This window comes from Janthinobacterium sp. FT14W, assembly GCF_009208755.1.
Lineage (GTDB): Bacteria > Pseudomonadota > Gammaproteobacteria > Burkholderiales > Burkholderiaceae_D > Janthinobacterium > Janthinobacterium violaceinigrum.
Genome location: NZ_WFLL01000199.1, coordinates 1 through 215, shown reverse-complemented (window position 1 = coordinate 215; position 215 = coordinate 1). Strand labels below are relative to the sequence as shown.

The window sequence follows — 215 nt, the reverse complement described above, 5'->3', positions numbered from 1 at the left end:
CACCAGCAAAATCCATGTCTGTGTCGATGGGCACGGTTTGCCGCTGTCCGTTCTTGTCACGGCCGGCCAGTGTAGCGACGCGGCGCACGTCGGACAGCTGCTCGATGCGATTGATGTGCCTCGTCCGAGCCGTGGTCGCCCCCGGAAAAGGCCGTCGAGCGTGCGCGTCGACCGCGCTTATGGTGCTCGGCATTATCGGCAACAGATCCAGGCCA

At 63.7% G+C, this 215-nt stretch carries 1 protein-coding gene; it reads left to right on the top strand.

All coding sequences use genetic code 11. The annotated features are described in order from the left end of the window. Positions 1-215: transposase (locus GCN74_RS29770; protein WP_152259724.1), on the top strand; the 215-nt coding region annotated here is incomplete at both ends.